Genomic DNA, 20,454 nt, shown 5'->3' on the forward strand with positions numbered 1-20,454 from the left:
AGGGCGGAACGGGTGGGCACAGCCGGAGCCGCGCCCGGCGACGAGGCCTCCGCCCCCACCGGAGAGTTGCCGCCGTCCGTCACGCCGACTCACCTTCGCGCATAGGAATCCGCACGCCCCGCTCGTCCGCCACCGACTCCGCGATGTCGTACCCGGCGTCCACGTGCCGGATGACGCCCATGCCGGGGTCGTTGGTGAGGACGCGGCGGACCTTCTCGCCGCCGAGCTTGGTGCCGTCGGCGACCGTGACCTGGCCCGCGTGGAGGGAGCGGCCCATGCCGACGCCGCCGCCGTGGTGGATGGAGACCCAGGACGCCCCGGACGCCACGTTCACCATGGCGTTGAGCAGCGGCCAGTCGGCGATCGCGTCGGAGCCGTCGAGCATGGCCTCGGTCTCGCGGTACGGCGAGGCCACCGATCCGGCGTCCAGGTGGTCGCGGCCGATCGCCAGCGGCGCCGCCAGCTCGCCGCTGGCCACCATGTCGTTGAACCGCTCGCCGGCCTTGTCGCGCTCGCCGTAGCCGAGCCAGCAGATGCGGGCGGGGAGGCCCTGGAAGTGGACGCGCTCACCGGCCATCTTGATCCAGCGGGCGAGGGACTCGTTCTCGGGGAAGAGCTCCAGGATCGCCTTGTCGGTCTTGGCGATGTCGGAGGCCTCGCCCGAGAGGGCCGCCCAGCGGAAGGGGCCCTTGCCCTCGCAGAACAGGGGGCGGATGTAGGCGGGGACGAAGCCGGGGAAGGCGAAGGCGCGGTCGTAGCCGGCGAGCTGGGCCTCGCCGCGGATCGAGTTGCCGTAGTCGAAGACCTCGGCGCCGGCGTCCATGAAGCCGACCATGGCCTCGACGTGCTTCGCCATGGACTCGCGGGCCCGGGTCGTGAAGCCCGCCGGGTCCTTGGCCGCCGCGTCCGCCATGTCGTCGAAGTCGACGCCCACGGGGAGGTACGCCAGCGGGTCGTGCGCCGAGGTCTGGTCGGTGACGATGTCGATGGGGGCGCCCTCGGCGAGCATGCGGGGCAGCAGCTCGGCCGCGTTGCCCAGCAGGCCGATGGAGAGCGGGCGGCGGGCGTCACGGGCCTCGACGGCGAGCTGGAGGGCGTGCTCCAGGCTGTCGGCCTTCACGTCGAGGTACCGGTGCTCGATGCGGCGCTCGATGGCGCGCGGGTCGACGTCGATACAGATCGCGACACCGTCGTTCATGGTGACGGCGAGGGGCTGGGCGCCGCCCATGCCGCCGAGTCCTGCGGTGAGGGTGATGGTCCCAGCGAGGGTGCCGTTGAACTTCTTCGCGGCGACCGCGGAGAACGTCTCGTAGGTGCCCTGGAGGATGCCCTGGGTGCCGATGTAGATCCAGGAGCCGGCGGTCATCTGGCCGTACATGGTGAGGCCGAGGGCCTCCAGGCGGCGGAACTCCTCCCAGTTCGCCCAGTCGCCGACGAGGTTGGAGTTGGCGATGAGGACGCGCGGGGCCCACTCGTGGGTCTGCATGACGCCGACGGGGCGGCCGGACTGGACCAGCATGGTCTCGTCCTGCTTCAGGGTGCGCAGGGTGCGGACCATCGCGTCGAAGGAGCGCCAGTCGCGGGCGGCCTTGCCGGTGCCGCCGTAGACGACGAGCTTGTCGGGGTGCTCGGCGACCTCGGGGTCGAGGTTGTTCTGCAGCATCCGCAGGGCGGCTTCCTGCTGCCATCCCAGGGCGCTCAGTTCCGTACCGCGCGCTGCTCGGACGGGGCGGGGTCCTGACATGGTCTGCCTCCTAGCGGAATGTTGCTGCTGTTATTCACATCCTGACCGCCTGAATAGACCTAGTCAATAGGGCCGTCCCGCAGCATGGGACAGGAACCGGTGTTTGGCTGGATGTATGGCGCGGACAACGATCCGCGGACAACGACCTCACGGGGGACGGCGTGGACAACGGCAACGAGATCACCGAGGAGCACACGGCGCGCGCGGTGCGGCGGGACGAGGCCGTGCGGGCCGCGGTGGAGCAGGGGCTGCTGGGGCCGGACTCCCCCATCGTCGGCCTTCTGGACGTGACGGGCATCCGGGAGTCGGCCGCCGAACTGCGGGCGGCGTTCGACGCGGTCACGGCGCCCGGCACCCCGGTGCTGCACGCCTTCGCGGTGAAGGCGACCCCTCTGGTGCCGGTGCTGCGGCTGCTGCGGGAGGCCGGGATCGGCGCGGAGGTGGCGAGCCCCGGCGAGCTGGCGCTGGCGCGGGCGGCGGGGCTCGGTCCGGAGCGGACCGTGCTGGACTCGCCCGCGAAGACGCCCGCCGAGCTGCGGGAGGCGCTGGCGCTGGGGATCGCCGTCAACGCCGACAACCCGCAGGAGCTGGCGCGGATCGACCAGCTCATGCGGTCCGCCACGAGCCGTTCCCCGCTCGGGATCCGGGTCAATCCGCAGGTCGGCGGCGGTTCCATCGGGGCGACCTCCACGGCCACGGAGACCTCGAAGTTCGGGGTGGCGCTGCGGGATCCCGGCGCCCGGGAGTGGATCGTGCGCGCCTACGCCGACCGCCCCTGGCTCACCCGGCTGCACACCCACACCGGCTCCCAGGGCGTGCCGCTGTCGCTGATGGCACAGGGCGTCGCCGAGGCGTACGCGCTCGCCGAGGAGATCAACCGGAGCATCGGGCGGCAGCAGATCGACACGCTCGACCTCGGCGGCGGGCTGCCGGTGAACTTCGGCTCGGACGCGACGACGCCGACGTACGCGCAGTACGCGCGGCTGCTGAGCGAGGCGGTGCCGGGGCTGTTCGACGGGCGGTACGGGCTGGTGACCGAGTTCGGGCGGTCGCTGCTGGCCAAGCACGGGACGGTCGTGGCGCGGGTGGAGTACGCGAAGAGCGCGGGCGGGCGGGCGGTGGCGGTGACGCACGCGGGCGTGCAGGTGGCGACGCGGACGGTGTACGTGCCGGGGTCGTGGCCGCTGCGGATCGCCGCGTACGACGCGAAGGGGCGGGTCAAGGAGGGGCCCGAGGTGGTGCAGGACATCGCAGGGCCGGCCTGCTTCTCGGGGGACCTGCTCGCCGAGGGGCGGGCGCTGCCGCTGCTGGAGCAGGGGGACTACGCGGCGGCGCTGGACACGGGGGCGTACTACTTCGCGCACCACTACGCGTACAACTCCCTCGCCCGGCCCGGCATCTACGGCTTCGCGCCGGGTGAGGGCACCGACGGCGGCGGCGGTGTCGTGTTCGCCACCGTCCGCACCCCGCAGACGCTGGACGAGATCGTGGCCGAGTCCGGAGGGGCGCACGCCTCGGCGCTCACCACCCTCTGAGCAACGGCGCGCCGTTGACGCACGCCGGTGGACATGTGGGTCAACTGTTCGGAAAACGAGCTCAGTTGACCCACCTTAGTCATCCGCCGCATGTTCCACCGGAAAATGCCATAACCCTCACCCCTCACGCACACCGTGCGTAGTTTCGGCGTCACTCAGCCGAATCCCAGGCGGGAGGGGAACCGCGGTGCCCGGAATCGACGAGTGTCTGCTCGAAGCCATGCAACTGCCCGGTGCCCGGGGCGCCGCGCTCGTCGACTGGACGAGCGGACTGGCCCTGGGCACCGCGGGCGAGTCGCCGGGCGGCGACCATGAGACGGCCGCGGCGGAGGCGGCCGAACTGGCCCGGCTGGCCGCCGAACACCGGGCGTTCGCACCGGACGACCCGGAGGACAGCGCCGCCGACCCGCCCGTCGAGGACGTGATCATCAGCAACCGGGACAGCTACCACGTCCTGTGCTTCGTACGGACCTCCTTCGACAGCAGCGTGTTCCTGCATCTGTGGCTGACCCGCGTGGAGGGGAACCTCGCACTCGCGCGGATCCGGCTCGGCGAGATGACCGGACGGCTGGTACTGGGATGACCGCGGTCAGGACCCCACCGCCGCCCCGGCTGCCGACCCGCGACAAGGCGGAGGCCCGCGCGCGGGCCTGGGGCGGTGTCTCCCCGATGCTGACCCGGCTCGCCGCCGAGCGCGCCACCGGCGTCCTCGTCCGCGAGCGCGGCTCCCTGCACCTCGCCGAGGGCCGCGTGGTGCACGCCGAGAGCCCCCTGGCGCCGGGCCTCGGCGTGCTCCTCACGGCCCACGGCACGCTGGAGCCGGACGCCTGGCGGGAGGCGGCCGACCAGACCGAGGGCGCCCCCGGCGCCGCCCTCCTGCTGGCAGGCCGCGGCCGCCTCACCCGGGGCGCGCTGGAACTCGCGCACCTCGAAGCGCTGTACGACGCCGCCTACTTCGCGCTGGCACCCAGCAGCAGCCCGGGCCGCTTCCGGTACGCCGCCCCCGGCCGGCTCGGCGCCGTGCGGCCGGTCACGGTGGCCGCCCTGGAGCACGAGACACTGCGCCGCCGCGACCTGCTGCACCGCATCTGGCCCGACCCGGCGACCGACGAGGCCCGGCTGCTGCGCGCCGACACCGTCGCCTCCCCCGGCCTCACCGCCCGCCAGCGCGCGGTCCTGCACCTGGTGGACGGCGTGCGCGCGGCCGCGGACATCGCCCATGAGCTGGGCCGCCCGGCCTTCCACACGCTGGTGGACGTACGGCGGCTGGCGGCGGCCGGAGTGCTGCTGCGCGGCGCACCGGCGGCCCGGCCACCGGCCGAGGGCGCCACCCGCGCCCCCGGGCCCCCCATATCCCACGCACCCCACACACCCCACGCACCCCATGTACCCCCCACAGCGGCCCTGCCCGAGGTCGCCGATCCCGACATCACGTTGTTGAAGAGGCTCAGAGATGCGCTGGAGTCCCTTTGAGCGGCAGCGGGCACGCGCCGAGAGGAGAGACCAGATGGCGGCCGAACCCGAAATCCTGGACGAACTGCGCCGGTTGCGGAGCCGGGTACCGCACCTCACCGGCGCCCTGGCGGCGAGCGTGGACGGACTCGTCATCGCCCAGGACACCCCCGGCGTCGAGCCCGAGGGCATGGCCGCGCTGACCGCGGCCGCGCTCGGCGTCGCCGTACGGCTGGCGGACGCCACCGGCCAGGGCGAGTTCCGCGAACTGCTGGTGCGCGGGGCGTACGGCTATGTGTCGACGTACGCGGCGGGCCGTACCGCCGTCCTCACCCTGCTCGCCCAGGACGGGGTGAGCGTCGGACGCCTGCACCTGGAGGGGCGGCGCTCCGGCGCCCGGATCGGGGAGGTCGTCGACTCCCGGCCGCCCGCCGAGACCCCCGCGAAGCCCGCGAGAACCCCCACGGCACGGACCAGAACGGCGCGCACCCCACGCACGACCAACGCGCGCACCACCACGGAAAGTTGAACCGAGAAAAGGGGCATCACCTCATGGCCAACACGGATACCTGCCTGAAGGAAGCACTCGCCTCCATCGAGGGCGCGACCGGAGTCGCCCTCGTCGACTACACCAGCGGTATGGCGCTCGGCACGATGGGCGGCAGCAAGGGCTTCGACCTGAACGTCGCGGCCGCCGGGAACACCGACGTCGTGCGCGCCAAGATGCGCACCATGGAGCACCTGGGGCTCAAGGGCCAGATCGAGGACATCCTGATCTCGCTGTCCGACCAGTACCACCTGATCCGGCTGATCAGCGGTCGCGGCGGCAACGGACTCTTCCTCTACCTGGTCCTCGACGCCAAGCGGTCCAACCTGGCGATGGCCCGCCATCAGCTGAAGAAGATCGAGGAGGACCTGGAGGTCTGACGCTCAGCGAAGTCTGACGCGCGACGACGTCCGACGCTCAGACCAGCGCCGCGGTGCGGCGGCGCGCCCCGCCCGGGGCCGCGTCGCCCGCCGCGACACCCGTGCCGCGGTACGCCTTGACCGCCTTGCCGGCCGGGCGTCCGCCGCGCGCGTCGAGCCAGTCGACCCGCACCCACAGCAACGCGTCCTCCGCGCGCTCGCGCCGCCCCAGCCACGCCGCCTTCAGCCGCAGTCCGACCCCGGTCCCGGCGAGCAGCAGACCGCCCGCCACGGGCACGGCGAAGTTGGCGCCGAGCGCCACCAGCCAGGCGAGCAGCAGCCACCAGCGATGTCCGCGCCGCCAGTGCCGTACGGTCACCGCGCGGTCCTGGAGCACATCGTGCTTGCCGGCCCGGGCGGCACCGCGCGAGAGGGCGGTGTAGCGCCTGCGGCGGCGGTACGACACCACCGCGGCGGCGACGATGAACAGCGCCGCTCCCGCCATCACCCCGATCCGGCGCCCGGTCAGCCCCGGGATCAGCAGCCCGACACCGGCCGCGAACACCCCGGCCCACCACAAGGGTGCGGCTCCCGCGCGTACGACCACGGCAACCCGAGCCAGTCCCTGCCCTCCGCGTGCCACGTCCGCCTCCTCGTCGTCCCGGCACAGTCCTGTTGGCCGGGCAGGTTAACGAGCGAACGTGAGACGAGGCTGAGAAACCGCCCTACTCGACGAAAAGACCCCGCGCCGCCGCCCGCGTGTCGAACTCCTCAAGGCGCACCTGCGCGTCCGGCAGGTCGTCGCACATGGCCTCCAGGAGCACCCGTCCGAGCAGCATCGGCGCGCACGCCGTGTCGAAGGCGAGCCCGGTGCCGACGGCGGCCGGCAGCAGCAGGTCGGACACCTTGGCGACCGGCGCGAACGCGGAGTCGGCGACGGTGACGACGGTCAGCCCGGCCTCCTTGGCGTACCCGAGGGTGTCGACGACCTCGCGGGGATGCCGGGGCAGCGCGAAGGCCAGCAGCGTCGAGGCGCCGGCCCGTACGGCGGCGTCGATCCGGTCGTGGATCATCGTGCCGCCCTCGTTGAGCAGCCGTACGTCCGGATGGACCTTGGCGGCGAAGTACGCGAAGCCGTACGCCTGGGAGGCCGCCGCCCGCAGCCCCAGCACCGGCAGCGGACGCGAGGCCGCGAGCAGCCGCCCGGCCTTCTGCACGGGCCGGGGGTCGGCGAGCAGCTCGGCCAGGTGCCTGAGATTCTCGATCTCGGCCTCCACGGCCTGCTGGTACTCGTTGTACGACGCCGAGGCCGCCGTCTGCTCGGCGGGCGCGACCTCGCGCAGGTGCCTGCGCAGGGCGGGGTAGCCGTCGAAGCCGAGGGCGACCGCGAACCGGGTCACGGAGGGCTGGCTGACGCCGGCGAGCTCGGCCAGCTCGACGCTGGACAGGAACGGCACGTCGGCGGCGCGCCGCACCATGCTGTGCGCGATGCGCCGCTGAGTGGGCGTGAGCCGGTGCCCCTCGAAGAGCGCCTGAAGCCGGGCGGCCGGACTGTCGGCCGAGGCCGCGGCCGAGCCCGCGGCCGCGGCCGCGCCCTGCTCCCCCGTCTCCACCGTGTCCACCGTCTCTTCCGTCCCCTCCGCGCTCATCACTCGCTCCCCCTCCAGATGTCCGTGAACCGATCGAGCAGTGCGACCGCCGCCGTCACGTCGTCCGTGAGCGGGCGGTCGGCCTGGTCCTCGTCGAGCACCGCCATGGCGAGCTCCAGCGCGCGGCCCACCGGGAGGTCCGGGTCGGGGGCGTGGTCGCGCTGGCGCAGTGCCCGTACGGCGGCGACGAGTTCGCAGCCCACCACCAGACGGTACGCACCGCACGCGCGCAGCGTCTGACGTGCGGCGAGGGAGGCGAAGCTGGCCTGTTCCTCGACGCCTCGGGAGAGTACAGCGTGCCCGAGCGACGCGGGCGCCGAGAAGGCGCGCAGATCACCGAGGGCGGCGCCGGCGGCGTACTCCAGGATCATCACGCCGGAGGAGGCCGGTTCGTGGTCGGCGAGGAAGGGGCGCAGGCGGGTGTAGGCGGGCTCGTTGAGGGTGGAGAGCCGGGAGGTCGAGAGCCGGGCGACCTGGGTGAGGGCCAGCCTGAAGTGGTCGAGGGCCAGGGCGAGTTGGGCCTGGTAGAAGCCGCCGTGGTGGTAGGCGGCCATGTCCTCGGGGGTGATGAGGGGGTTCTCGGCGGCCGCGTTGATCTCGATCGCGATGACCTCCTCCAGGGCGTCGGCCGCGTCATGGGCCGGGCCATGGATCTGGGGCAGGCAACGGAAGCCGTACGGGTCCTGGATCCGCCCGAGCGGTGGCGTGGGCCGCTCCTCGGCACCGATCAACTCCCGCATCCGCCGGGCGACTTCGGCCGAACCCCGGTGCGGCCGGGCGGCGTGCACGGGAGCGGCGTACGCCTCGTGCGACCCGTCCACGGCGAGGAGCGACAGCGCCCCGACGACCTGGGTGGCCTCCAGCAGCCCGCGCAGCTCGTGGAGGGCGAGGGCGGACTGGCCGAGGGTGAGGGCGTTGCTGCTGATGAAGGCGAGGGCGTCGTTGTTGTCGAGCGGCTGGGGCTCGGGAGGGGATCCCTTCCAGGCGTGCTCCCCCGCCAGCGCCAGCCCCGCCTGCGCCAGCGCCGCGATGTCCCCCGTCCCCACCGAGCCGAACTCGTTGACGACCGGATACGCCCCGCTCTCCAGCGCCTCGCACAGCGCGGTGACGACGGTCGGCCGGAGTCCCGCGCCGCCCGCCAGCAACTGGTTGGCCCGTACGGCGAGCATCGCGCGGACCTGGCGGGCGGGGAGCTCCGCGCCGATCGCCCCCGCGTGGCTGCGCAGCAGCCGCAGCCCATGCTCGGCGGCCGCCTCGGTCGGTACGGGCTCGTTCCGGTTCGCGCCGACGCCGGTCGAGCGGCCGTAGACGCGCCCGGTCGCGGCGATCTGCCGGGCGGCGTCCCAGGACTCGGTCACCCGCTTCATCGCGTCGGTCCCGGGCACCGGCCGGGCGGTCCCGTCGGCGAGCCGGACGACGTCCGCGACGCCGAGACCGATCCCGTCGAGGACGACCAGACCGGCGAACCCGGAAGGCACAGAACTCGACGTGTCCACGATCCGAGACGACATAAAGTGCAAACTCCCCTCAATCCGGACACTCGATCTTGTCTGACGGTCATCCGTTACTTCGGATTTACACCAACCCGTTGACAAGTTATTCAGCTACAGAGAACTCTGCATGACGTTATACAGCCGGGCAAGGGACAACTCATGATCCAGTTCGACGCGGTGCACAAGCGCTTCCCCAACGGCACGACAGCAGTCCACGACCTCACCCTCGACATGCCGGAAGGCGGCGTGACCGTCCTCGTCGGATCCTCCGGTTGCGGCAAGACGACCACCCTCAGGATGATCAACCGGATGGTCGACCCGACCTCCGGCACCATCAAGGTCGGCGGCAAGGACATCACCCGGCAGGACGCGGCCGAACTGCGCCGCTCCATCGGGTACGTCATCCAGCAGGCCGGCCTGTTCCCGCACCGCACGGTGCTCGACAACATAGCCACCGTGCCGCTGCTCCTGGGCCACGGCCGCAAGAAGGCCCGCGCCCGCGCCGCCGAGCTCCTGGAGACCGTGGGTCTCGCCCCGGACGCCGGCAAGCGCTACCCCCACCAGCTCTCCGGCGGCCAGCAGCAGCGCGTCGGGGTCGCCCGCGCGCTCGCCGCCGACCCGCCGGTGCTCCTCATGGACGAGCCCTTCGGCGCGGTCGACCCGGTCGTGCGCACCCAGCTCCAGGACGAACTCCTGCGCCTCCAGAAGGAGTTGGGCAAGACGATCGTCTTCGTCACCCACGACATCGACGAAGCCGTCCGCCTCGGCGACCGCATCGCCGTCTTCCGCACCGGCGGCCACCTCGTCCAGTGCGCCGGCCCCGCCGAGCTCCTCGCCCGCCCCGCCGACGACTTCGTGGCCGACTTCCTCGGCGCCGAGCGCGGTCTGAAGCTGCTCTCGCTGAAGACCCTGGCCGGGGTCCCGCAGGGCCCGGCACCCGAGGGCGGCACCTGGACCCTCGTCCTCGACGCCGCGCGCAAGCCCCTGCACTGGGCCTCGGAGGGCGCCGAGATCCCCGTACGGCCGCTGACCGACAACGATTCCCTGCTGTCGGCGCTCAACGAGTCCGTCGCCTCCCCGACCGGTCTGACAGCCCGCGTCGACGCCGACGGCGTACTCACCGGCGTCACCTCCCGCGACGAGATCCACGCGCACGCGGGCCAGGCGCACAGCGAGGCCCGCACGCAGACGGAGTCCGGGGTGGCCGCATGACCATCGACTGGTCGTGGATCGGCGACCACACCGACGAGCTCACCACGCTCACCGTCTCCCACCTCCAAGCGGCCCTCTCCGCCGTCTTCTTCGGCGTACTGATCTCGCTGCCGCTCGCGGTGATCGCGCACCGGATCCGCCCCCTGCGCGGCTTCCTCCTCGGCGTCTCGAACGTCCTGTTCACGATCCCGTCGATCGCGATCTTCGTGCTCCTGCTGCCGGTCAGCGGTCTGACCCGCACCACGACCGTGATCGGCCTGACCGTCTACACGCTGGTCGTGCTGCTGCGGAACACCGTCGAGGGCCTCGACTCGGTCCCCGCGAAGACGAAGGAGGCGGCGAAGGCGATGGGCACGCGCCCGCTGCGCACGCTCCTCACCGTCGAGTTCCCGCTCGCGCTCCCCGTGATCATGGCGGGCGTCCGGATCGCGACGGTCATGTCCATCTCCCTCGTCTCGGTGGCCACTTACATCGGCGACGGCGGCCTCGGCCAGCTCTTCACCGACGGCTTCCAGCGCAACTTCCCGACCCCGGTGATCGCGGGCGTGGTCCTCACGATCCTCCTCGCGGTGGTCGCGGACGCGGCCCTGGTCGCCCTCCAGTACGTCCTCACCCCGTGGAAGAGGAGGCGGGCCTAGACATGTACGAGCTCATCAAGAACCTCGGCACCTGGCTGACCAGCGGCTCCAGTTGGTCCGGCTCCGACGGCATCGCCCACCGCCTCGCCGAGCACCTCCAGTACTCGCTCCTCGCGACCCTCATCGCGGCCGCGATCGGCCTCCCGCTCGGCCTGCTCATCGGCCACACCGGCAAGGGCGCGTTCGTCGCGATCAACCTCGCGTCCTTCGGGCGCGCGCTGCCGACCGTCGGCCTGGTCGTCCTCGTCTTCCTGGCCGGCGGACTGTCGATGCTGCCGGTGTACGTCGCCCTGGTCGCCCTCGCGGTCCCGGCGATCGTCACCAACACGTACGCCGGCATGACGGCGGTCGACCCCGATGTGAAGGACGCCGCCCGCGGCCAGGGCATGCGCGGCCACCAGGTCCTGTTCCAGGTCGAGTTGCCCCTCGCACTCCCCCTGATCATGACCGGCCTGCGGCTCGCGCTCATCCAGGTCGTCGCCACCGCGACCATCGCCGCGTACGTCTCCTTCGGCGGCCTCGGCCGCTACGTCTTCGACGGTCTGGCCCAGCGCGACCTCGTCCAGGTGCTCGGCGGCGCGGTGCTGGTCGCCGTGATCGCCGTAGCCCTCGATCTCCTGCTGTCCGGCCTCCAGCGCTTCCTCTTCCGCCACCGCACCGCCTGAGCCACCGACACCTGCTAGGGACCCTTTCGATGAACCGACGCACTCTCCTCGGCGGCCTCTTCGCAGCGGCCTCCGTCCCCGCCCTCTCCGCCTGCGCGAGCGGCATCACCTCCCTCGACAACGAGGGCACGACCAGCGGCGGTGGCGGCTCCAGCAAGGGCGGAGTCACCATCGGCACCGCCAACTTCACCGAGAACCAGGTGCTCGGGTACCTGTACGCGGCCGTCCTGGAGCAGGCCGGCGTGAAGGTGAAGGTCCGCCCCAACCTCGGCACCCGCGAGATCGTCATCCCCGCGCTCAAGGCGGGCGACATCGACCTCCTGCCCGAGTACCAGGGCGCCCTCCTCAACTACCTGGCCCCCAAGGACGCCTCCGCCGAGCCCGGCACCATGCAGAACGCCCTCACCCTGGCCATGCCCAGCGGCCTCCAGGTGCTGCCGTACGGCCAGGCCGCCGACTCCGACTGCTTCGCCGTCACCCGCGAGACCGCCGAGAAGTACGGCCTCACCACCCTCGCCGACCTCGCCAAGCAGAACGGCAAGCTGGTCATCGGCGCCGCGCCCGAGGTCAAGAAGCGCAAGGTCGGCGCGGTCGGCCTGAAGGAGGTGTACGGCGTCGAGTTCAAGGAGTTCAAGTCGCTCGACTCCGACGGCCCCCTGGTCAAGGGCGCCCTGAAGAAGGGCGACGTGGACGTGGCGAACCTCTTCACCACCGACACCGACATCGAGGCCAACGACTGGGTCGTCCTGAGCGACCCGAAGAACCTGATCCCCAGCCAGCACATCGTCCCCCTCATCGCGGACCGCAAGGCCGACGACAAGGTCCGCAAGGCCCTCGCCCGCCTCGGCAACGTCCTGACCACCGAGCAGCTCACCGAGCTCAACCGCCAGGTCGACAAGGACAAGAAGGACCCGGAGGACGTGGCGAACGCGTATGCGAAGCAGCACGGGCTGACGAAGTGAGCCGTCGATGATCTGACGATGAATCAGCCAAGAGTCGTTAAACGGGTACATACGGTGACCATGTGCATGCGTACGGTGATCGAGCGCTACCCGTACGACTCTGAGGACACGTCATGGCCTCCAACCGCCGGGCCTTTCTGACGGTCACCGCCGTCGGCGCACTGGCCGCCGCCCCCGCAGCGGCGGCCCCCGCCACGACCGACCACCCGCACGGCCCCCGCACGGCGCTCGCCGAACTCCTCGCCGGAAACCGGCGGTACGCCACCGGCCGCCCCCGCCACCCCCACGACACCGTGCGCCGCCGCCACCTCCTGGCGGCCGCACAGCACCCCTTCGCGGTGATCGTCGGCTGCATCGACTCCCGGGTCCCGCCCGAGCTGGTCTTCGACCAGGGGCTCGGGGACCTGCTCTGCATAAGGACGGCGGGCCAGGTCCTGGACGAGGCGGTGCTCGCGTCCGTCCAGTACGGCGTCGAGGAACTGCACATCCCGCTGGTGCTGGTGCTCGGCCACGAGCGCTGCGGAGCCGTCGCGGCGACCCTGGAGCATCTGCGCACCGGCGCGCCCGTCCCCGGCCATCTGAGCCTGCTGGTCGACGAGATCACGCCGTCCGCCCGCCGCACCCGCGCCCTGCCCGGCGACTGGGCCGAGCACACGATGACCGCCCACACGACCTGGGTACGCAACGCGATCCGCTCGGACCCGGCGTTCCGCAAGGCCCATGTGGCGGCCGCCCGCTTCGACCTCGACACGGGGCTCGTCTCCCTCCTGCCCTGAGCCCCGCCCTGCCGCAAGCCCTTCACCGAGGCCCGCAAGAGAGCCACGAGCCGCTCCCGCCTGCCCGGAGACCCTCTCCAAGCCCCCCACCGAGCTCACGAAGAGAGCCATGAACCGCTCCGTCCCCTCTGTTCTCCCTTCCCTCACCGACCTCCGTTCCATGACCCGCGCCCCGCGCCGCGACCTCCTGTGCGGCCTGACCGTCGCCGTCGTCGCCCTCCCCCTCGCCCTCGGTTTCGGGGTGACGTCCGGACTCGGCGCCGCCGCGGGTCTGGCCACCGCGGTGGTCGCCGGGGCGCTCGCCGCGCTGTTCGGCGGCAGCGCCCGCCAGGTCAGCGGCCCCACCGGCGCCATGACGGTCGTCCTCGTGCCGATCGTCCACCGCTACGGCACCGACGGCGTCCTCACCGTCGGCCTGCTCGCCGGGCTGATGCTCATCGGCCTCGCCCTCGCCCGCGCCGGGGCGGCGATGGCGTACGTCCCCGCGCCCGTGATCGCCGGTTTCACCATCGGCATCGCCTGTGTGATCGCCCTCCAGCAGGTGCCGAACGCCCTCGGCGTCCCCTTGCCGCACGGCGAGCAGGTGGCGGTCGTGGCGGCGCGGGCGGCGGAGGAGTTCGAGCGGACCCCGCACTGGCCCGCCCTGCTCCTCGCCCTCGCCTCCGCCGCGCTCGTCCTCGCGGGCGCCCGCTGGAAGCCGGCCGTGCCCTTCTCGCTGGCCGCGGTCGCGGTGACGACGGCGGCCGCCGAGGCGCTGCACCTCCAGGTGACCCGTATCGGCGCCCTCCCGGCCGCCCTCCCGGCCCCCTCCCTCGGCTTCCTGGACATCGGCCGCGTCCCGGCCCTCCTCGCCCCGGCCGCCGCGGTCGCCGCGCTGGCCGCCCTGGAGTCCCTCCTCTCCGCCTCCGTCGCCGACGGCATGCGCCCCGGTGAGCGCCACGACCCCGGCAAGGAACTGTTCGGCCAGGGCATCGCCAACCTCGCGGCCCCGCTCTTCGGCGGCGTACCCGCGACCGGCGCGATCGCCCGCACCGCCGTCAACGTCCGCACCGGCGCCGCCTCCCGCCTCGCCGCCCTCGCGCACGCGGTGATCCTCGCCGGGATCGTCGCGGTCGCGGCCCCGCTGGTGGGCCGTGTCCCGCTGGCGGCCCTGGCCGGCGTCCTGCTCGCGACGGCCGTGCGGATGGTGGAGACGGACGCGGTACGGGCCATGGCCCGGGCGACCCGCGGGGACGCCCTGGTCCTGGCCCTCACCGCGGCCGCCACCCTCGCCCTCGACCTGGTCCGGGCGGTCCTGATCGGCCTCGCCGTCTCGGTCCTGCTCGCCCTCCGCTCCGCGGTGCGCGGCACCCGCCTCACCCCCGCCGCGGCCGACGAACTCCCCGGCGCCGCCGGCACGGTGACCTACCGCTTCGACGGCCCCCTCCTCTTCGCCGCCGCCCACCGCTTCCGCCGCACCCTCGCCGACGTCCAGGGCGCGGGCGCGGTCGACCTGCGCCTCTCGGGCCTGACGGCGGTCGACGCGACCGGCGCGCTCGCCCTCAAGGACGCCATCGGCGACCTGCGGCGACGCGGCATCGAGGTCCGCGTCACCGGCGTGGGGCACGACCATCGCAGGGTCCTGGAATCCCTAGGGGTGCTCCCGGAGATCCCGACCTCGAACACGGGGGCTATCCCCAGTGCGGCGGGCGCCGCCGCTCCCTAACTTGGAGTACATGACCGGAATGGAAGCGCGGGACGCCGACCTCAAGAAGGAACTCAACGCCACCCTGCAGGCCCGCAGGGAACTGGGCGAGGAGTACGAGTCCGCGCTGGTCGACTCCTTCCTGGAGAAGGTCGACCAGCGCATCGACGGCGCGGTGGAGCGCCGGGTGCGCCGGCAGCTCGCCGAGCAGCAGATGGTGGTGGCCCGGGGCTCGCGCTCACCGCGCCCCACGGACTCCTGGGGCGAGCGGTTCGGCTTCGGCATCGTCTCGCTGGTCCTGGCGATCCCGCTCTCCGCGATCGGCGGCGGCGTGGCCCACCTCCCGGGCCTGCTGGTCGCCTGGGCGGGGATCGTGGGCGTGAACGCCTTCCAGGCGGTGCGCACCAACCCGGAACTGTTCCGGGGCAGGCGCCACCGGCACGGCAAGGACGAGGACCGCTGGGAGGACTGACCTCACACCGGCCGGGACCTCACGCCTGCCGGGTCGGCAGCACCACGATCTGCCGCAGGTTGACGTGCCGGGGACGGCTGGTGACGTAGGCGACGACATCGGCGAGCTCCGCGGCGGCCAGCCACCCCAGCGACTCGACCATCCCACCGACCTGGTCCCGCAGACCGTCGTTGTCGATGTGATCGGCCAGCTCGGTCTCCGTCAGCCCCGGCTCGATGTTGGTGACCCGCACGTCCCGCGGCCCGAACTCGGTGCGCAGCGACTGGGAGAGATAGGTGAGCGCCGCCTTGGTCGCCCCGTACACGGCGTAGGTCGGGAACGGGATGTGCGCGCCGACGGACGAGATGTTCACCAGGTCCGCGGTACGCCCCTCCCGAGCCGCCCCCACCAGATCGCCGGTGAACGCGCGGATCACCCGCAGCGCGCCGGTGAGATTGGTGTCGATCATGCGCTGCCACTCGTCGATACGGCCGTCGTCGACGGGGTTGGGCAGCATGACACCGGCGTTGTTGACGACCAGGTCGACCGCCCCGAAGACGTCATGAACGCGCGCGACGGCCGCGTCCACGGACGCGTCGTCGGTGATGTCCGCGACGACGGCCAGCGCCTGCCCGCCGTCCGCCCGGATCTTCCCGGCGAGCGCCTCCAGCCGCTCCCCGCGCCGGGCGAGCAGAGCCACCTTCGCCCCCTGCGCGGCCAGCAGTACGGCGACGGCCTCGCCGATCCCACTGGCGGCACCGGTGACGACAGCGGTACGGCCGGCCAGATTCTCGTACGACATTGCGGTGCTCCCAGGTGTAGGAAGTCCACCGGACGGGATGCCCGGCGACACCGACAACCCTGCGCCGCGGCTCCGCCCGTACCCAGGGATGCGCTTTTCCTGGGTCTGCCAGTACCAGGTTGGAAAACCGGCCCTCCCCTACGATCGAACCCATGGACGGGGATCTCGGAGACTTTCTGCGCTCACGCCGCGCCCGCATCCAGCCGGACGAGGTGGGACTGGCCTCGCACGGCCGGCGCCGCGTACCGGGTCTGCGCCGGGAAGAGGTGGCGCAGCTGGCGGGCGTGAGCGTCGACTACTACATCCGCCTGGAACAGGGCAGAGGCCCGAGCGTGTCGGACGCGGTCCTGGACGCGATAGCCCGCGTACTGCGCCTGGACGAGACGGAACACGCCTACCTCCGCACGGTGGCCAGACCCCGCAAACACAAGGAGCCCCGCCGCAGGACCCCCCGGGTCCGCCCCGGCGTCCAGCTCCTCCTCGACAGCATGGAGCGCACCCCGGCCTTCGTCCTCGGCCCCGGCATGGAGGTCCTGGCCTGGAACGCCCTGGGCGACGCCCTTCTCGGCTTCACCCGGCTGCCTCCCGCCCGCCGCAACATCGTCCGCCAGCTCTTCCTGGAGCCCGGCGCCCGCGACCTCTACCCCGACTTCGCCGCCGTCGCCGCCCAGACCGTCGCCCACCTCCGCCTCAGCGCCGGCGCCCGCCCCGACGACCCCGTCCTGCGCGACCTCGTCGGCGAACTCTCCCTCAAGAGCGAGGACTTCCGCCGCCTGTGGGCCGACCACCAGGTCAGGGCCTGCATGTACGGCGTGAAACGCGTCCGGCACCCCGTAGCGGGCCTGCTCACCCTCCCGTACGAGTCCCTGACCCTCCCGGAGACCCCGGACCAGACCCTCGTCGTCTACACCCCGGAACCGGGCTCGGAGACGGCGGAGAGGCTGGCGCTGCTGGGAAGCTGGGCTTCCAGTCACGTGGGCTGAGCAGCCCTGAAAAGAATATGCGCGGGGACCGCCGCACCCCCGTTGCCGGGGGGCGGGACGACGGCGGTCCCCGCGAGGGACGTTGACCGGGTCAGGGCCGGGTCTCACGTCCAGCGTCCATGGAGGTCCGGGAGCCGCTCCGGAGGTCCTTGGACGTTCGGCGCCGGCTGGGGCGGGGAGCCGCTCCCGCCCTGCCGACACCCACTAATGTGCCGGACCCGTGTTAAGCGTGTGCTGCGTGGACGTGACACGCTCGTACCACTTCCGCGAAGTCCACCACTTCGGTAGGCAAACGCAAGTCCGCCTGCCACACCCCGGATTCACCGGAGGTTCACCGTCACTTCCCGCCCTTGGCGAGGAAGGCCGACGGATCCGCGGGCCAGGACGTCAACCGACACCTCTCCCTTCACTCGATTCAGGGAACCTGTCGGACATCCACTCACGAAGCCCGTTGCCCGCCCGCATATTTCGAGATGACCGAACATGTCATCCACTCTCGAATAGGCGCATCCATGCCCGGCTGGTCCAGGAGCTTCGTCAACCCCTCGCTCGTCTTGGCGCTGGAAGCCGGGCGCACCTTCGAGGAGTGGCTCGGCGGGCGGACACCCGGAGTCGACTACGCCCGGATCAGTGCCGACCAGAGCACACGGTCCGCCGTTCTGGCCAAGGGCCGCGAGGCCGGGACAGGCGTTCGCCACCAGCACGAGGAGAACGTCGAGACGGCGGACGCGTTCGGCGTGGCCATCGTCAGGTTCTACGAGGACAACGGCCTGACCGCCATGGGGCCGAGCCTCGTACGGCCGGCGTTCACGGAGATGACCGAAGCGCTGCATTGCCGGAGGACGCCCGAGGGGTTTCCCGTCCAGGCACTCATCGCCACGGAACATGAACGCGTATGGCGGCTGGCCTCGGACTTCACCAGGGTCCATCAGGCCGTCACCGTCACCGACGAGGGCTGGTTCATCGAGCGGAGGACCTTTTTCGATCTCGGATCGAAGCACCACTCCGAGGCAGCCGTCACCAGCGACGGTGAAGTGTGGCGGACGAAGGAGCGCATCGAGCGCCATGTCCGGCGACGGGCCCTCGACGGCGGAACGCCGGGGGGACGCAGACGCTTCGGCTGGCTGCCGCCCGACCCCCGGTCGGGTCTGAGGATCAATATGCGCAGGGATCCCGAGGAATGGCCTGTGCTCCGAGAGATGATCGACTCCGCGCTGCGCGGCGCGAGTTGGAACGCCATCGCCCGGCAGCTCAACACCCGGGGCATCCCGACCGCATCGGGAAACCGGTGGAGCGGAACGACGGTACGCCAAGCCCTGGTCAACCCTGTGATGTGCGGTTACCGGGCCATCCACGGCCAACTCGTCCGGGACCCCGCCACCGGCGCCCCGGTCGTCGGCCGGTGGGACACCCCCGCCACCGTCGAGGAGTGGGAGGCGCTGGTGCGACTGTCCCGGCAGCGCGGTGCGAAGCGCGGCACCCGTCTGACGAACGGCAGTCCGCCTCCGGACGGCACACCGTGCGGCTCCAGGATGGGCGGCTGTGCCCGGCCGACCGCGAGCCATCCGGACAACGCCGTGTATGTGTGCACCGCCCTGGACTGCGAGGGCACGGCACGCAGTGTCCGTGACGTCGATCGTCACCTTCAGGAAGTCGTGCTCTCCCTGCTCGGAGAGCGCCGCGCCGCCACGGGCTCGGAGCAGCCGGAATGGGCCGGCGCTCCACTGCTGCGATCCCTGGTCAGCAGGCGTGACTCTCTCGATCCGGACCGGATGCCCCACCTGGAGGCCCGCATCTCAGGACTGGAAGCAGCCCGGGAGAAGCACCACCGCAGCCGACAGGAGGCTCTGACGCGCTGGGATCCGTCGAACTGGCCCACGATGAGCCTGGAACAGCGACGCGTGGCGATCAGCACCGTCCTGCGGTCCGTGACCGTCCTGCCGCTGCCGCCCGGCCGGTCGCGCCGGGCGCCGTTCGATCCCGCGCTCCTGCGGATCACTCCCCTGACCTGAACCACGGGACCGACAGGGGTGCCGTCCTCACGTACGGCACCCCTGTCCGGCTCACTGAGCCGCGCGCGCCATGTACGCCAGAAGGTCCTGGCGCGTCACCACTCCGGTCGGCTTGCCCTCGACCAGCACGATCGCGGCGTCCGCGCGGCCCAGGACCGCCATGAGGTCCTCGATCGGCTCACCGGAACCCACCTGCGGCAGCGGCGACGACATGTGCTTCTCCAGCGGGTCGGCGAGGGTGGCGCGCTGGGTGAACAGGGCGTCCAGGAGATCCCGTTCGACAATGGAGCCGATCACCTCCGCCGCCATGACGTCGGGGTGCCCGGCGCCGGGCTTCACCACTGGCATCTGGGAGACGCCGTACTCGTGCAGCACCTCGATGGCCTGGCCGACCGTCTCCTCCGGGTGCATGTGCACCAGGCTGGGGATGGCGCCCGCCTTGTACCGCAGGACGTCCGCGACGCTCGCGGTCGGCTCCGACTCCTCCAGGAAGCCGTAGGAAGCCAGCCACTCGTCGTTGAAGATCTTCGAAAGGTACCCGCGCCCGCTGTCCGGAAGCAGTACGACGACCACGTCATCCGGGCCGAGCCGCTCCGCCACCCGCAGCGCGGCCACCACGGCCATGCCGCACGAGCCGCCCACCAGGAGGCCCTCCTCCTTCGCCAGGCGGCGGGTCATCTGGAAGGAGTCCTTGTCGGAGACGGGGACGATCTCGTCGGCGACGGTGCGGTCGTAGGCGGTGGGCCAGAAGTCCTCGCCGACGCCCTCGACGAGGTAGGGGCGGCCGGAGCCGCCGGAGTACACGGAGCCCTCGGGGTCGGCGCCGATGACCTTGACCTTGCCGTCGCTGGCGTCCTTGAGGTAGCGGCCGGTGCCGGAGATGGTGCCGCCGGTGCCGACGCCCGCGACGAAGTGGGTGATCTTCCCCTCGGTCTGCTCCCACAGCTCGGGGCCGGTGGAGTGGTAGTGGGAGAGGGGGTTGTTGGGGTTGGAGTACTGGTCGGGCTTCCAGGCGCCCGGCGTCTCACGGACGAGGCGGTCGGAGACGTTGTAGTACGAGTCCGGGTGCTCCGGGTCCACGGCCGTCGGGCAGACGACGACCTCGGCGCCGTACGCCCGCAGGACGTTGATCTTGTCCGTGCTCACCTTGTCGGGGCACACGAAGATGCACTTGTACCCCTTCTGCTGAGCAACGATGGCCAGCCCGACGCCCGTGTTGCCGCTGGTCGGCTCGACGATCGTGCCCCCGGGCTTGAGCGCGCCGCTCTCCTCCGCCGCCTCGATCATGCGCAGGGCGATGCGGTCCTTCACGGAGCCGCCCGGGTTGAAGTACTCCACCTTGGCCAGGACGGTCGCCTGGATGCCCTTGGTGACGTTGTTGAGCCTCACCAGCGGGGTGTTGCCGACGAGACTGATCATCGAGTCGTGGAATTGCACCGTTGTCTCCGGATGCTGCAAAAGATGTGGTCGTAGTGGTTCAGCCAGCCTAA

The 20,454-nt window shown here is 72.0% G+C and carries 20 protein-coding genes; 14 read left to right on the forward strand and 6 right to left on the reverse strand.

Translation table 11 applies throughout. The features are described from left to right. Nucleotides 1-79: 79 nt before the first annotated feature. Nucleotides 80-1,744, reverse strand: a complete 1,665-nt coding sequence (gene hutU / locus ABZ928_RS13445; RefSeq protein WP_361517782.1) for a urocanate hydratase — start codon at nucleotides 1,742-1,744, stop codon at nucleotides 80-82. A gap of 161 nt (nucleotides 1,745-1,905) precedes the next feature. Between hutU and ABZ928_RS13450 the strand changes: the two genes are divergently transcribed. The 5 genes from ABZ928_RS13450 to ABZ928_RS13470 all read left to right on the forward strand — a co-directional run bounded on the left by ABZ928_RS13450 (nucleotide 1,906) and on the right by ABZ928_RS13470 (nucleotide 5,658). Then, nucleotides 1,906-3,279: a diaminopimelate decarboxylase gene (locus ABZ928_RS13450; protein ID WP_361517784.1), complete on the forward strand. Its 1,374-nt coding sequence runs from the start codon at nucleotides 1,906-1,908 to the stop codon at nucleotides 3,277-3,279. A 187-nt stretch (nucleotides 3,280-3,466) separates the two neighbouring features. After that, nucleotides 3,467-3,862, forward strand: a complete 396-nt coding sequence (locus ABZ928_RS13455; protein WP_361517786.1) for a hypothetical protein — start codon at nucleotides 3,467-3,469, stop codon at nucleotides 3,860-3,862. After that, nucleotides 3,859-4,752 carry a transcriptional regulator gene (locus tag ABZ928_RS13460; protein WP_361517788.1) on the forward strand — a complete coding sequence of 298 codons (894 nt, stop codon included), beginning with the start codon at nucleotides 3,859-3,861 and terminating at the stop codon, nucleotides 4,750-4,752. The genes ABZ928_RS13455 and ABZ928_RS13460 overlap by 4 nt, the downstream gene beginning before the upstream one ends. A gap of 34 nt (nucleotides 4,753-4,786) precedes the next feature. Then, nucleotides 4,787-5,260: a roadblock/LC7 domain-containing protein gene (locus ABZ928_RS13465; protein WP_361517789.1), complete on the forward strand. Its 474-nt coding sequence runs from the start codon at nucleotides 4,787-4,789 to the stop codon at nucleotides 5,258-5,260. A 23-nt stretch (nucleotides 5,261-5,283) separates the two neighbouring features. Beyond that, nucleotides 5,284-5,658, forward strand: coding sequence for a hypothetical protein (locus tag ABZ928_RS13470; protein ID WP_361517791.1), 375 nt, complete (start codon nucleotides 5,284-5,286; stop codon nucleotides 5,656-5,658). A gap of 37 nt (nucleotides 5,659-5,695) precedes the next feature. Here the strand turns inward: ABZ928_RS13470 and ABZ928_RS13475 are convergent, their stop codons facing one another. The 3 genes from ABZ928_RS13475 to ABZ928_RS13485 all read right to left on the reverse strand — a co-directional run bounded on the left by ABZ928_RS13475 (nucleotide 5,696) and on the right by ABZ928_RS13485 (nucleotide 8,797). After that, nucleotides 5,696-6,280, reverse strand: coding sequence for a hypothetical protein (locus tag ABZ928_RS13475; RefSeq protein ID WP_361517793.1), 585 nt, complete (start codon nucleotides 6,278-6,280; stop codon nucleotides 5,696-5,698). Nucleotides 6,281-6,362: 82 nt separating this feature from the next. After that, complete coding sequence (locus ABZ928_RS13480; RefSeq protein ID WP_361517795.1) at nucleotides 6,363-7,286, reverse strand: MurR/RpiR family transcriptional regulator; 924 nt, start codon at nucleotides 7,284-7,286, stop codon at nucleotides 6,363-6,365. After that, nucleotides 7,286-8,797, reverse strand: a complete 1,512-nt coding sequence (locus ABZ928_RS13485) for an aromatic amino acid ammonia-lyase (protein WP_361517797.1) — start codon at nucleotides 8,795-8,797, stop codon at nucleotides 7,286-7,288. The genes ABZ928_RS13480 and ABZ928_RS13485 overlap by 1 nt, the downstream gene beginning before the upstream one ends. A gap of 141 nt (nucleotides 8,798-8,938) precedes the next feature. On the opposite strand from ABZ928_RS13485, the gene ABZ928_RS13490 reads away from it, so the two are divergent. From ABZ928_RS13490 to ABZ928_RS13520, 7 genes are all read left to right on the forward strand, one after another. Then, nucleotides 8,939-9,991, forward strand: coding sequence for an ATP-binding cassette domain-containing protein (locus tag ABZ928_RS13490; RefSeq protein WP_361517799.1), 1,053 nt, complete (start codon nucleotides 8,939-8,941; stop codon nucleotides 9,989-9,991). Further along, nucleotides 9,988-10,629, forward strand: coding sequence for an ABC transporter permease (locus ABZ928_RS13495; RefSeq protein ID WP_361517801.1), 642 nt, complete (start codon nucleotides 9,988-9,990; stop codon nucleotides 10,627-10,629). Before ABZ928_RS13490 ends, ABZ928_RS13495 begins: the two co-directional genes overlap by 4 nt. Nucleotides 10,630-10,631: 2 nt before the next feature. After that, nucleotides 10,632-11,294 (forward strand): ABC transporter permease, encoded by a 663-nt coding sequence (locus tag ABZ928_RS13500; RefSeq protein ID WP_361517803.1) that lies wholly within the window; start codon nucleotides 10,632-10,634, stop codon nucleotides 11,292-11,294. A gap of 29 nt (nucleotides 11,295-11,323) precedes the next feature. Continuing rightward, the gene (locus ABZ928_RS13505) at nucleotides 11,324-12,256 is read left to right on the forward strand and encodes an ABC transporter substrate-binding protein (RefSeq protein WP_361517805.1); all 933 of its coding nucleotides are present in this window, start codon (nucleotides 11,324-11,326) and stop codon (nucleotides 12,254-12,256) included. Between the two features lie 113 nt (nucleotides 12,257-12,369). Next, nucleotides 12,370-13,032: a carbonic anhydrase gene (locus ABZ928_RS13510; RefSeq protein ID WP_361517807.1), complete on the forward strand. Its 663-nt coding sequence runs from the start codon at nucleotides 12,370-12,372 to the stop codon at nucleotides 13,030-13,032. A 109-nt stretch (nucleotides 13,033-13,141) separates the two neighbouring features. Next, on the forward strand, nucleotides 13,142-14,737 hold the full coding sequence (locus ABZ928_RS13515) for a SulP family inorganic anion transporter (RefSeq protein WP_361517809.1): 1,596 nt from the start codon (nucleotides 13,142-13,144) through the stop codon (nucleotides 14,735-14,737). A gap of 19 nt (nucleotides 14,738-14,756) precedes the next feature. After that, nucleotides 14,757-15,188 carry a hypothetical protein gene (locus tag ABZ928_RS13520; RefSeq protein WP_361518906.1) on the forward strand — a complete coding sequence of 144 codons (432 nt, stop codon included), beginning with the start codon at nucleotides 14,757-14,759 and terminating at the stop codon, nucleotides 15,186-15,188. A gap of 19 nt (nucleotides 15,189-15,207) precedes the next feature. Here the strand turns inward: ABZ928_RS13520 and ABZ928_RS13525 are convergent, their stop codons facing one another. Then, on the reverse strand, nucleotides 15,208-15,969 hold the full coding sequence (locus ABZ928_RS13525; protein ID WP_361517811.1) for an SDR family oxidoreductase: 762 nt from the start codon (nucleotides 15,967-15,969) through the stop codon (nucleotides 15,208-15,210). A 152-nt stretch (nucleotides 15,970-16,121) separates the two neighbouring features. On the opposite strand from ABZ928_RS13525, the gene ABZ928_RS13530 reads away from it, so the two are divergent. Next, on the forward strand, nucleotides 16,122-16,952 hold the full coding sequence (locus ABZ928_RS13530; RefSeq protein ID WP_361517813.1) for a helix-turn-helix transcriptional regulator: 831 nt from the start codon (nucleotides 16,122-16,124) through the stop codon (nucleotides 16,950-16,952). Nucleotides 16,953-17,425: 473 nt separating this feature from the next. Further along, nucleotides 17,426-18,964 (forward strand): recombinase family protein, encoded by a 1,539-nt coding sequence (locus ABZ928_RS13535; protein WP_361517815.1) that lies wholly within the window; start codon nucleotides 17,426-17,428, stop codon nucleotides 18,962-18,964. A 51-nt stretch (nucleotides 18,965-19,015) separates the two neighbouring features. Here ABZ928_RS13535 and ABZ928_RS13540 read toward each other — a convergent pair whose 3' ends face one another. Continuing rightward, nucleotides 19,016-20,401 carry a cystathionine beta-synthase gene (locus tag ABZ928_RS13540; RefSeq protein WP_361517817.1) on the reverse strand — a complete coding sequence of 462 codons (1,386 nt, stop codon included), beginning with the start codon at nucleotides 20,399-20,401 and terminating at the stop codon, nucleotides 19,016-19,018. Between the last annotated feature and the right edge of the window lie 53 nt (nucleotides 20,402-20,454).

Origin of the sequence: Streptomyces sp. NPDC046909 (assembly GCF_040644695.1) — a bacterium.
Taxonomy (GTDB): Bacteria; Actinomycetota; Actinomycetes; order Streptomycetales; family Streptomycetaceae; genus Streptomyces.

What these genes read in the sequence shown, in the direction of transcription:
- hutU (WP_361517782.1), bottom strand. Translation starts at nt 1,744, where the DNA reads ATGTCAGGACCCCGCCCCGTCCGAGCAGCGCGCGGTACGGAACTGAGC.
- ABZ928_RS13460 (WP_361517788.1), top strand. Translation starts at nt 3,859, where the DNA reads ATGACCGCGGTCAGGACCCCACCGCCGCCCCGGCTGCCGACCCGCGAC.
- ABZ928_RS13465 (WP_361517789.1), top strand. Translation starts at nt 4,787, where the DNA reads ATGGCGGCCGAACCCGAAATCCTGGACGAACTGCGCCGGTTGCGGAGC.
- ABZ928_RS13470 (WP_361517791.1), top strand. Translation starts at nt 5,284, where the DNA reads ATGGCCAACACGGATACCTGCCTGAAGGAAGCACTCGCCTCCATCGAG.
- ABZ928_RS13480 (WP_361517795.1), bottom strand. Translation starts at nt 7,286, where the DNA reads ATGAGCGCGGAGGGGACGGAAGAGACGGTGGACACGGTGGAGACGGGG.
- ABZ928_RS13485 (WP_361517797.1), bottom strand. Translation starts at nt 8,797, where the DNA reads ATGTCGTCTCGGATCGTGGACACGTCGAGTTCTGTGCCTTCCGGGTTC.
- ABZ928_RS13490 (WP_361517799.1), top strand. Translation starts at nt 8,939, where the DNA reads ATGATCCAGTTCGACGCGGTGCACAAGCGCTTCCCCAACGGCACGACA.
- ABZ928_RS13495 (WP_361517801.1), top strand. Translation starts at nt 9,988, where the DNA reads ATGACCATCGACTGGTCGTGGATCGGCGACCACACCGACGAGCTCACC.
- ABZ928_RS13500 (WP_361517803.1), top strand. Translation starts at nt 10,632, where the DNA reads ATGTACGAGCTCATCAAGAACCTCGGCACCTGGCTGACCAGCGGCTCC.
- ABZ928_RS13505 (WP_361517805.1), top strand. Translation starts at nt 11,324, where the DNA reads ATGAACCGACGCACTCTCCTCGGCGGCCTCTTCGCAGCGGCCTCCGTC.
- ABZ928_RS13510 (WP_361517807.1), top strand. Translation starts at nt 12,370, where the DNA reads ATGGCCTCCAACCGCCGGGCCTTTCTGACGGTCACCGCCGTCGGCGCA.
- ABZ928_RS13515 (WP_361517809.1), top strand. Translation starts at nt 13,142, where the DNA reads ATGAACCGCTCCGTCCCCTCTGTTCTCCCTTCCCTCACCGACCTCCGT.
- ABZ928_RS13520 (WP_361518906.1), top strand. Translation starts at nt 14,757, where the DNA reads ATGGAAGCGCGGGACGCCGACCTCAAGAAGGAACTCAACGCCACCCTG.
- ABZ928_RS13525 (WP_361517811.1), bottom strand. Translation starts at nt 15,969, where the DNA reads ATGTCGTACGAGAATCTGGCCGGCCGTACCGCTGTCGTCACCGGTGCC.
- ABZ928_RS13530 (WP_361517813.1), top strand. Translation starts at nt 16,122, where the DNA reads ATGGACGGGGATCTCGGAGACTTTCTGCGCTCACGCCGCGCCCGCATC.
- ABZ928_RS13535 (WP_361517815.1), top strand. Translation starts at nt 17,426, where the DNA reads ATGACCGAACATGTCATCCACTCTCGAATAGGCGCATCCATGCCCGGC.